The 11,076-nt window shown below is 44.9% G+C and carries 8 protein-coding genes; 3 read left to right on the plus strand and 5 right to left on the minus strand.

What is annotated here, in order from left to right:
• Positions 1-296: 296 nt before the first annotated feature.
• The 5 genes from DCC39_RS17850 to DCC39_RS17870 form a co-directional block, all read right to left on the minus strand.
• Positions 297-1,376, minus strand: coding sequence for a glycosyltransferase (locus DCC39_RS17850; protein ID WP_116556245.1), 1,080 nt, complete (start codon positions 1,374-1,376; stop codon positions 297-299).
• A 115-nt stretch (positions 1,377-1,491) separates the two neighbouring features.
• Positions 1,492-3,312 (minus strand): polysaccharide biosynthesis protein, encoded by a 1,821-nt coding sequence (locus DCC39_RS17855; RefSeq protein WP_116556251.1) that lies wholly within the window; start codon positions 3,310-3,312, stop codon positions 1,492-1,494.
• 173 nt (positions 3,313-3,485) lie between these two features.
• The gene (locus tag DCC39_RS17860) at positions 3,486-4,706 is read right to left on the minus strand and encodes an O-antigen ligase family protein (protein WP_116556246.1); all 1,221 of its coding nucleotides are present in this window, start codon (positions 4,704-4,706) and stop codon (positions 3,486-3,488) included.
• Positions 4,707-4,733: 27 nt separating this feature from the next.
• The gene (gene murJ, locus DCC39_RS17865; RefSeq protein WP_116556247.1) at positions 4,734-6,197 is read right to left on the minus strand and encodes a murein biosynthesis integral membrane protein MurJ; all 1,464 of its coding nucleotides are present in this window, start codon (positions 6,195-6,197) and stop codon (positions 4,734-4,736) included.
• A 31-nt stretch (positions 6,198-6,228) separates the two neighbouring features.
• The gene (locus DCC39_RS17870; RefSeq protein ID WP_116556248.1) at positions 6,229-7,380 is read right to left on the minus strand and encodes a polysaccharide pyruvyl transferase family protein; all 1,152 of its coding nucleotides are present in this window, start codon (positions 7,378-7,380) and stop codon (positions 6,229-6,231) included.
• A gap of 261 nt (positions 7,381-7,641) precedes the next feature.
• Between DCC39_RS17870 and secA2 the strand changes: the two genes are divergently transcribed.
• The 3 genes from secA2 to DCC39_RS19320 all read left to right on the plus strand — a co-directional run.
• Positions 7,642-10,011: an accessory Sec system translocase SecA2 gene (secA2, locus tag DCC39_RS17875; protein WP_116556249.1), complete on the plus strand. Its 2,370-nt coding sequence runs from the start codon at positions 7,642-7,644 to the stop codon at positions 10,009-10,011.
• A 20-nt stretch (positions 10,012-10,031) separates the two neighbouring features.
• Positions 10,032-10,916, plus strand: a complete 885-nt coding sequence (locus tag DCC39_RS17880; RefSeq protein WP_116556250.1) for an accessory Sec system S-layer assembly protein — start codon at positions 10,032-10,034, stop codon at positions 10,914-10,916.
• The coding region (locus tag DCC39_RS19320; RefSeq protein WP_205948543.1) for a hypothetical protein at positions 10,892-11,076 on the plus strand (185 nt) is incomplete at its 3' end. The genes DCC39_RS17880 and DCC39_RS19320, both read left to right, overlap by 25 nt.

Here is an 11,076-nt window from a genome sequence, read left to right on the forward strand (position 1 = left end):
GCTGGCCAGTAACAAAGGCTTTCAGCCGTAGAGCAAACCACCCGTTCACACGGGTGGTTTTGATTTTGACGCTTACTAATAAATTGGTAAATTTCTTTTCACCCAATGACTTTTAATAGTTCATTTATAGTGGATTATGTAAAAACCTTGCCTTAAGAATGTTCCTTTTAATTATGGACAGGACTACCAAACTCAAGAAGTTTTTTTGACAGGGTACTAAAAGTAACAAATAAGGGAAACTCCCCCAAAAATGACCGAAGTAACGCTTGGCAAATGAAATTTAAATTAATGAAATGTTACATGTTGAAATAAACGCTTTCCAATTTCGGAACAATAGCATCCCATGCATAATTTTCCCTGACGAATCTCCGGCCGCATTTGCCGAACTCTCTTCTCAAATCATGATCAATCACTAGATGCAGCAGTTTATCGACAATGTCGCCCGGTTTTTCGTGAGAAACGACAAACCCGGTTTTGCCATCCTCCACAACTTCGGGCAACCCGCCGACATTACTTACAACAACAGGCACTTCACACGCAGACGCTTCAAGCACAGCGACCCCAAAGCTTTCACTCCGGCTCAATGCGCAGTAGATATCAAGCTGGTTCAAATAATAAGGGACCTGTTCATTTGGAACAGCGCCGACAAACTCCGTGATGCTGCTGATGTGCAGATCTTTTGCCAATTGCTGCAGCTCGGAAAGCTGTGGGCCGCCACCAACAATCATGATGTGCAATTTATCGGCGAGAGCAGCATCTCTTTCTCGCAGCCGAGCAATTAATTGTGCAATGGCCTTTAACAATAGATCAATGCCGTATACGGGTTTGAGCCCTTTCACTGTGCCAATACAAATGGTGTCTCTGCGGCGGGCGCTGCGGCTTGCCTTAAAAAGGTCAAGGTCAATTCCGAAAGGGATGACGTCAATTTGCTTTTTTGGTGCAATAAACCGTTCGGTCTGTATCCTCAGTGCGTCGCTTGTTGAGGTAAGATGATCAGCATGGAGCAGGTTTTTCCGTACGATCCTTTCATTCCGCCTGCTTTCATAAGGAAAGAGAAAGACATCGCTTCCCCATACGGAAAGCAATGTCGGGTGATACTGAACGAGTCTTGCGAGCGTTCCGTATCCACTGGCATAATGCACATGCAGAACATCCGGGTTCAACTTGCGAATCAAGAGCTTTGCTTCAAATCGATTGGCATAATAGCCGACAGGGGCAGGGATTTTTAAGCAATGCAGCTTAACCCGCCCATCAATTTGATTTAATTCGACCCGGTGCATTGTGATAAGGTGCACCTCATGTCCGCGTTCAGCCAAGGCATTGGCCCAGCGCACGGTGTGAATGGATGAAGCGGCTGCCATAAAACATATTTTCATTGATGGACCCCGTTTCTTACTTGATAGAGGTGGTTCAAAAGGGCACCGAAGCTTGTCCGGAGCAAATTTGCTGTGCTTGCGTCCTGTTCAGCCCTATTTGCATAAACAAAAGGTGTTAATGGGCTTTCACAAGCACGTTTTTTGCATAGACGATTTTCATTAACTCATCCTTCAGCTCTTCATTTGAGTAGTCCAAGAAATGCTGGATGAAATGGGTTAGCAACTGCTCGTCCGCTTCAGTCGTCCGTCCAACATAAATCTTTTCATAAATTTCATCAGGAAGAAGTTCATGTTCATCGAGCAATTCTTCGTACAATTTTTCCCCTGGCCTTATCCCTGTGTAAACAATTGGAATTTCTTCTTCTGTATAGCCGGATAACTTAATCAATTTCCGTGCAAGGTCTACAACCTTGACCGGTTCGCCCATATCTAAAACGAAAACTTCCCCGCCCTTTGCGAGTGTGCCGGCTTGGATGACCAATCGGGAGGCTTCGGAGACGGTCATGAAATAGCGTGTCATCTTCGGATCTGTGACAGTGACCGGCCCGCCCTGATTAATCTGCTGTTTAAACAGAGGAACGACACTGCCGCGGCTGCCCAATACATTGCCGAAACGAACAGCCGTAAACACGGTGTCACTCTGTTTGCTCAAGTTTTGGACAATCATTTCCGCAATCCGTTTTGTCGCCCCCATGATACTGGTCGGGTTGACCGCCTTATCCGAAGAGACGAGGACAAAGGTATGGACGCCGCAAGCTGCTGCTGCTTCAGCAACGTTTTTCGTTCCGATGATGTTATTTTTCACCGCTTCATGCGGGTTGTATTCCATCAGCGGGACGTGCTTATGGGCGGCAGCATGGTAAATAATGATCGGCTTATATATGTCCATGATGTCAAACATGCGCTTCCGGTCTTTAATGTCTCCGATAACCGGGACAATGTCTATATCCATTTCGCCACATATGGCCTCTAGCTCCATATGAATGCGGTAAATGCTATATTCGCCATGTCCGACCAAGATTATTTTTTTTGGATTGAATTTGATTAACTGGCGGCAGAGCTCGGAACCAATTGACCCTCCTGCCCCGGTTACCATGACAGTTTGTCCGGAAACCAACAGCTTAATGGCATGGATGTCAAGCTCAACCGGCTCGCGCCCGAGCAAATCTTCGACTTCCACATCCTTTAACTGTGTCACGGACACTTTCCCTTCCAGTAAATCTTCCACCTTCGGAAGAATTTGTGTTTTTACCTTTGTTTGATGGCACACGGACACAATTTTATTCATCTTCTCATGATGGAGAGAGGGAATAGCAATAATAATATGTTCAATGGCGTATTTGTGAACGATGGATCCAATATCTTTCGTTTGTCCGAGGATAGGCAAATTATACAGCTGCATCTTTTGTTTTGATTCTTCATCGTCGATAAAACCGACAGGGAGCAAATCAGAGTTGTTTCCTGTTTTTAATTGCCTGGCGATCATGGCTCCCGCCGAACCGGCCCCAATAATTAGCGTGCGTTTTTTATTTCCGTCCTTATCCGCATCATGGCCGCGGGCGACTCTCCAAATAAAACGCGAGCCGCCAATCATCAAAATATGCAGCATCCAAGTTACCAGAAGGGCGCGTTTATAAATGGTAAAATCACTGACAAAAAATTGGACAAGCGCGGCAGCGATAATCGACAATGTGACAGCTTTCACAATAACGATTAATTCATCGACACTGGCATAGGCCCACACTTTATTATATAAATGATAAAGCGTTGCAAATACATGATGGAATACCAACAGTGCAATCGCACTAATGATAAGCGCCCTCGTGTCAATCACCGTTTCATACGGATAGGCAATCCACGCAGCGATAAAGATCGCCACACTGACGATGACAGAATCCATCAAAATGAACGTTGCCAATCTAGTACGATATGCCATGATGTCATGTCCTTTCTGTAGATTAATCGAAGCAATTCGATAAATGCTTATCAATCTACTATACCATATGAAAAAGCGCCGTTTAAAGAAGATGTTCAAAAAAGCCGGTTCGAATGGCCCGGGTGAGCCCGACATCGGCCTTCTTGTCCTTCGGTACTCCTTTAAACACACGGTTAAAAGTTTTTGCTGGAATGCCTTTTCCTTTCGCTTGCGGAAAAAAGCACGCCGCTAATCCCAAGAGAGACAATGAGCCAGTGGAAAAGCCCAATCGGCTGTATATTAAAGAAGAGCGAGATTTCGAGATTTTGATAAATTAAAATCCCCAGGAAAAAACACGCCGACCAGCGAACAATTTTCACATCCAGGTTCTTTTGCAACACTTTCCAAATGCCAAACAGGAAAAGGATGAAGCAAGCTAACCCAATGAACCCGCTTTCGAGAAAAATCTGCAAATATTGGTTGTGGACATGGACAAAATGAGCACCTTTTATATACTCATCGGGCGTTATCCCAACCTTGTGGCCGGTAAGGGGGCGCTCCAAACCGTAATAAAAGGCCGTTTCCCAAATGTCTTGCCTACCGGAGAAAAGGTTTTTCCCGAAATTTTCAACAGACCATTGATTCAGTCTCGTGAACATGCTGCTTTTGGCGAGTGTACTGTAGAGAACGAGAAAGAGCAGATTAAAAGCCAAGACAGCATAAAACAAATAATAGAACACTCTTTTGGAAAAGAATAACACGATTTGGGCAGCGATAACAGTTAAAAGAAGCAACAGCACAGCCCGGGCTGATGAAGTATAAATCATGAACAGGGCAAGCAATATCCCGATGGAATATAAGGCCTTTTTCCATTTGTTTGCGTCACCGAAGGCGACGAGCTGAAAAAATAACAGGCAAGACAAAAACACCCCTAAAATATTCGGGTTTCTGATCACGCTTTGAAAGTCGCTCATCGGCATGCCTGACAGCATCCAATGAAAGAAAATGAGAACAACAATGAACAGGCTCATTTGAGCAAACAAAATAATAGCGGATGCCTCCCACCTAATATGGGCAGTTGCCGCAATAAATGCAAAAGTTAAAAGCATGTCAATCAACGCAAGGTTATCATCGAAGTTTCCGTTAATGACATGAAGAAGAATAGATATGACGATAAATAAGCCAAGTGAACTGTAAAAGGGAGTTAAGCCGTTATCCGAAATCGGCCGCCTCGCTTTGCGCATTTCATAAAGGATATAGCCGATGTAGAGAAGAGCGCCATATTTCATCCATTCCATCGTTGTGAACGCAATCTCCCTAATCGGGAGTATTGTCACATCGAAAACATTAAAAAGCAAAAAACCGAAAAATATTCCCGACAACATCAAGTACAAACGGGTTTGCAATGTATTCAAAGCTGTAGTACTCCTTAACCATTCGAATTATTCTTTGACAAACTTCATTCCTGCCCAAATGATCACTAGCGTAGCGATGCCGCCGATAAGAAGCGGCAGAAAAACGGAATTGGCCGAAACGTTGGATAACAACCATAGCATGCCTGCGGCAGCCAAGCTGAACAGCCCGAGATTGACAGCGGAACGCCGGCTGCAAAGCGCCAAATCTAATCTCGTTTTCCCAAAAATAATGAGCAGGGCCATATTAACAATCGTACTTACAACAGTCCCGAACGCAATCGCCTTAACACCAAAATGATCAATGGTCAGCGTAATGACGAGGATATTTACGCCAAACACAGAAATAATATTTAACACATTCGGCAGCAGCGTATGTTCAAGCGCATAAAAAAACCGCGTCACGTACGTATTTAACGCCAAACTGAAAACCGACAAAGAAAAAACCTGCAGCAGCGGGTATGTCATATTCGTCGATTCCTCGCTAAAATGGCCATACTGGAAGATAAACGTAATGATTTCTTTCGCATACATCAACATAAATAAACTCGCCGGCAGCAAGGTGAGCGTAAGTAATCTAAAGCCTTTTTGATACGTATCACGCAACTTGCCAACATCATTTTCCCCCGCCGCTTTTGCAAGAAGCGGATAAATGACCGTCGTGACACTCGCCATTAAGACCCCTTGCGGAAACTGGGTCATTTTTGAGGCATAGTTGATAGCCGCAATCGCTCCTTCTTCCATTCGAGCGGCATAAATACGCTGAATAATGAGATAGAACTGCATCGTCGCCCCGCCTAAAACCAGCGGCAATGCCAAACGGGCAAATCGTTTGATTTCCGGCAGTTTTTTAGCCTTAAATTGAAGCGGCATCAATTGCTGCCTTTTTATTTGATATACTAAGATAATAAACATACTTAGCGAACCGAGAGTTGCCCCGAGGGAATAAGAGTATTCCATCAAAAATGGCGTCAAGCCGAAACCGATAATGAAATAGATTCCATTAAACGCTAGTGATGTAAACGTGCTTAACCGGTAATTCTCATGTACATTATGAAGCCCGGTCAATAACATCGACACGACGAGGAAAAATGTTGCCGGAGCTGTAACGATAAACAATTTACTCGTTAAAGCCAATGCCTCTTCTGACATCCCTGAAAAGAAAAGGTTCATCCAAAACGTTGGAAAGATGATAAAAACAACGGTTAATCCGCCGATTCCGACACTTAGATAGGAAAAGAGGGTTTGGACAAAATCATTTCTTGAGGATGCATTTAATTTGCTGTAGACAGAAATAAAGGCAGTCGTTATTGCACCGCCGATGACGACATACAGAAAGTTCGGAATCGTAAATGCCGTAATAATGCTATCCGCCCGAAAGCTAGTCCCGTATTGATAGCCAATCGTAACTTCACGGGCAAAGCCGAGCAGCCTGGCGATAATATTCATAATCGTTATCGCACCTACTATTTTAAAAAAACGCGACCGCAACATAAACGCAGTAACCCCTAACTTATGTTCTTATTTAATGCTTCGGATAAATGTGCTTCAATAATTCCATACCGCTCGGTGTTTTATTTTTTAAATCATGCAAAATCGCCTTGAATCGAGTACGTGTACCGTCCCAGCTACGGCGCATCTCATGCAATTGATCCAAAAAGAACCGGGGGTGTTCGTGCAGCTTATCAATGGAAATGACATAGCGCCCGCAATCTGCCGAATCCATAAAATCTTGTACTTTCCGATGATAAGACACCGCAAGAACCGGCGTTTCTGTGACGATGGCCAGAATGAGAGAATGAAGCCTCGTCCCGATGACTAGATCCAGCCCGCTGATTATTTGCAGCACCTCTTCGTGGGTAAGCATCCGGTCTAGCACAGCAGTACAGTCTTTATGCTTCATGAGCTGCCGAATATCCTTCGCCGCCTCCGTGTCGTAAGGATGTTTTGTCGAAAAGAAGTGAATCACCGTGTCAGGGTTTGCCTCGATGATGTGATCAAGATTCTGTGCCATGCCCCGTATATAATGATGGTATTTTTCCGTATGATCAACCGGCCAATACGTTTTATTGCAATAAGGCACTGCTGTCACGCCAATGTGAAAGCCTTTCTTTGCTTGGGCCTTTTTCCCGGGTGCCTCCACAAAAAAAGCCGGATCGGAAATAACATCAATCTGTTTATTTACACCGATGGACTCTAGCAGTTTCTTAGATTTCGGGTCTCTCACCGTCACCATTTCAGCCCCGTTAACGAGCGATCTTAAAAGGATTTTCCCAAGCGTTGACTCAATCGGGCCGGCGCCGGCTCCGTAAATGGCAACAGGCGTGTTTGCGCGCCGTGCAAGCCATCCATACATTCCGTATACAATCGGCCCGTTGCGATAAAGATCCATCAATATGCCGCCGCCGCCAATCAATAACACATCGAGCTGCCCGATAATCGGTTTATGATGTACCATTGTTGCAATGAATTTCATCGCATCCGTTTTTTTTCGCTGAAACAGGTTTACAGATTGGACGCCATATTTTTGCCGTGTCTGCTCCGGATTGTTTGAGAATACGAGAATCTCATTCCGGCTGATTTGATAGGCGTCTTCCAGCTGGATGATGATGCCCTCCAGAATGGCATCATCCCCCAGATTGTCATTTCCGTAGTTTCCGACAATTCCTATTGTCATCACTCGTTCATTCCTTTCGAATTGAACAGGCTGCCAAATCCTGTAACCTTTCGATTTCGCAGCGGTTTTGGCACCATAACAAACTTTATCATATCACGCCTATTCGTGTTATACTAGAATGGTAATTTACATAAATTTATAAGTTCGCGTTCAAAAATGGGCTGAATCAGGCACAGGCAAGGCTGAATAAGCTTCTGTGCAGCCTGGCGCTGCGGATTTTCTGAACCTTTCTGAACAACTCTTTAAGGAGCAATAAACTCTATGACCAGACAATTACTTGTGCAAAGGCCTAAAAACATGCATGAATTAAGGCCTTATCTGAAACTCGTTAAACAAATAAATGATTTAGAAGACACATACAGACAATATTCTGACGAACAATTGAAAAGCAAAACAGAACAATTTAAACAACGTTTAGCCAATGGAGAAACGATCCATGATTTGGCGGTTGAAGCTTTTGCAACAGTTCGAGAAGCGTCAAGCCGCGTTTTAGGGTTGCGCCATTTTAATGTCCAATTGCTGAGTGGGCTCGTTTTGCTGCACCGCAATGTCGCGGAGATGAATACAGGGGAGGGCAAAACATTGGTCGCCTCTCTTCCAAGCTATCTCGTGGCGCTCGAAGGAAAAGGGGTGCATATTGTCACGGTCAACGACTACCTTGCCAAACGCGACAAGGAGTTAATCGGACAGATCCATGAATTTCTCGGGCTGACTGTCGGCTTAACGATTGCCGACATGACAAATTCAGAGAAAAAAGCCGCCTACAATTGTGATATCACCTACGGGGTCGGAACGGAATTCGGGTTCGATTATTTGCGGGATAACCTCGTCTCGTCGCTCGAAGAAAAAGTGCAGCGTCCCTACCACTATGCCCTTATCGATGAGATTGACAGCGTCTTAATCGACGAAGCAAAAACACCGTTAATAATTGCCGGAAAAGATATGCCAAGCGGCAGGCTGTATAAAGTGTGCGCCTTTGCGATTAAAAGTTTAAAGCCAGATGATGATTATACCGTTGATCAGGAGTTGAAAGTCGTCAACTTTACGGAAGAAGGCATTGCTAAGTGCGAGAAAGTGTTTGGGATTGGCAATTTATTTGACCTTGAGCACAGTTCGCTTTTTCATGCCCTGCTGCAATCGCTCCGCGCCCATGTTTTATATGAACGCGATGTCGATTACATTGTCGATGATGGCGAAATTAAGCTCATTGATATGAATACAGGCCGCATTATGGAAGGGCGGAGCCTAACCGACGGATTGCACCAAGCGATTGAGTCGAAGGAAGGCCTCGAAAATACGGAAGAAAACAAAACGTTCGCATCGATAACAATTCAAAATTATTTCCGCATGTACCCGTCGTTAGGAGGGATGACAGGCACAGCTAAAACGGAAGAAGAAGAGTTTAGAAAAGTATACGGGATGGACGTTGTGCGGATTCCGACGAATAAAGAGAATCGGCGCATCGATTATCCGGATCTCGTTTTTTTGACACGGGAAGGCAAGTACCGTTATTTAGTTAAAGAAGTTAAAAAGCGCCATGAGAAGGGCCAGCCCCTGCTGATCGGGACGACATCGATTTTGCGCTCGGAAGAAATTTCCGATCTTTTAAAAGAGGAGAAATTGGAGCATGTCGTGCTGAATGCGAAGAGTGCTGAACAAGAAGCGGAAGTCATTTCCTTGGCCGGGCAAAAAGGGCGAATCACCATCGCGACGAACATGGCCGGGCGGGGGACAGATATCATTTTAGGCGAAGGAGTGGCAGAGCTCGGCGGGCTTCATGTCATCGGAACGGAGCGCAACGAAAGCGAACGGATCGACAACCAGCTAAAAGGGCGTGCCGCCCGCCAAGGGGACCCCGGCTCATCGGTGTTTATCATTTCATTGGAAGACACACTCTTCCAGCGGTATGCCGCCGAAGAACTCGAACGGTTAAAACCAAAGTTGAAAGTAAATGGCGACGGGCTCATTACGTCTCCAAGCATCCATAAATTCGTTGAAAAAATCCAAAGAATTTCTGAAGGATTCCATTTCCAATTCAGAGAATACAATCTCAAGCTCGAAAATGTCCTTAACCAGCAGCGCGAAGTGATTTATGAATTTAGAAATAAAATTATTTCGGCTGAAAATGTGTTAAGCTTTTTGAAAAAGCAAGTTGAAACGATCCCTGTCGAAATGATTGAAACCTTTTGTGACGTTGAATGGGTCTTGGAAGACCTCGACCTTGAAAAACTTGCCGCACAATTAAACAAAGTGCTCATCTTCGACGTTTCGTTTGAAGAAGATGCATTTAGCAGTGTGGAAGACATCAAACAAGCCATCCAGCCGACGATTGATGCCCATTTTAGGCAATTGCGCGCCTTCTATGATGACGAGCGCCTGCAATCAGCCGTTCGCGGGGTGTCCCTGTACGTCATCGACAATTTATGGAAAAGCCATTTGGAAACGATGGCCCAGTTTAAAGAAGGGATCGGCATCAGGCAATATAAACAGGAAGATCCCGTCCAACAGTTTGAAAGAGAAGGATTTATTTTGTTTGAAGCATTATTTTCCAAAATAAAATACCGCATTTCTGAGCATATAAACCAATTTATAAGGGAACTGATGCAGCAGGAAGAGGAAATCGAGCAATAAAAGCAGAAGGGAAGTATTGTATGTTTAAATTTTCAAGAGGATCGAAAAAGCAAAATAATAAAGCCATTCCTGCCGAAGACGTGCTTACGCCCGATATGGAAAAAGGCGAAGCGGGAAGCGAAGAAATTGAGACGGCTTTATCGATACCTGATGAGTGGAACATGACCGAAGAAGATCGTTATGTTTATGCGTTCCATAACAGCCAAAGCCCAAAGCTGAAACGGAACCAGATTTCAATCTATGGGATGGAACTGAACAGAAACAGCGGCAACAGCGTCACTGTAACGGGGCTCATTCGCAGCACCGTCACACAAAACATCACATTTGGGGAAGCGACCATTCTATTGCTTGGCGCAAATGACAAGCTGCTGGCGCGCAAGGAATTCGACCTCAGCCGGCTTGGAACCATCCCGACAAACAGTGCCCGCCCGTGGAACTTTGAATTTAGCGAAAGAGATTTCGTCGAAGAAATGGACGAGCTTCCAACCGAATGGAAGCTTGCCTTCGAATTGAAAACGGAGCATCGTCTTGACCTCGAACCATCATGGGAAAAGGCACTTGATGCCAAGGCAAGGGAAGCACTTGAAAAAATCGTCGAGAACGCACCCGAATTAAAGGAAAATGAAGTCAATTTCTTGGGAGTTAAAGCAGATTTGCAAGAAAACGGCAATTTAATTGTTACCGTTTTAATCCGCAATGGCTATAACCGGGGCATTACACTTGAACAGGTGCCCCTCGGGATTAGGGATGCAAGCAATGAAGAAGTGGCAAGGGGTTCATTTAAGCTGAATGATTTTACAGTGAAGGCGAACACAAGCAAACCGTGGACCTTTATTTTCCCTAAAGAAATGGTAAAAAAGGAGAACTTGGATTTAAGCAGATGGACCGCCTATCCGATACAGTAAATAAAGCGAGACAGCGCCCGTTGCCCCCGGCTGGCGCTTCTTTGATTTCCCTAAGTCTTGAAGTGGGGGTCTTAGGGGCGGGCTGCGCCGTGATAAATCAAAACCACCCGTGTGAACGGGTGGTTTGCTCTACGGCTGAAAGCCTTTGTTACTGGCCAGC

It is taken from the genome of Pueribacillus theae, from assembly GCF_003097615.1.
Taxonomy (GTDB): Bacteria; Bacillota; Bacilli; order Bacillales; family UBA6769; genus Pueribacillus; species Pueribacillus theae.

What these genes read in the sequence shown, in the direction of transcription:
- DCC39_RS17880 (WP_116556250.1), top strand. Translation starts at nt 10,032, where the DNA reads ATGTTTAAATTTTCAAGAGGATCGAAAAAGCAAAATAATAAAGCCATT.
- murJ (WP_116556247.1), bottom strand. Translation starts at nt 6,197, where the DNA reads ATGTTGCGGTCGCGTTTTTTTAAAATAGTAGGTGCGATAACGATTATG.
- DCC39_RS17855 (WP_116556251.1), bottom strand. Translation starts at nt 3,312, where the DNA reads ATGGCATATCGTACTAGATTGGCAACGTTCATTTTGATGGATTCTGTC.
- secA2 (WP_116556249.1), top strand. Translation starts at nt 7,642, where the DNA reads ATGACCAGACAATTACTTGTGCAAAGGCCTAAAAACATGCATGAATTA.
- DCC39_RS17850 (WP_116556245.1), bottom strand. Translation starts at nt 1,376, where the DNA reads ATGAAAATATGTTTTATGGCAGCCGCTTCATCCATTCACACCGTGCGC.
- DCC39_RS17870 (WP_116556248.1), bottom strand. Translation starts at nt 7,380, where the DNA reads ATGACAATAGGAATTGTCGGAAACTACGGAAATGACAATCTGGGGGAT.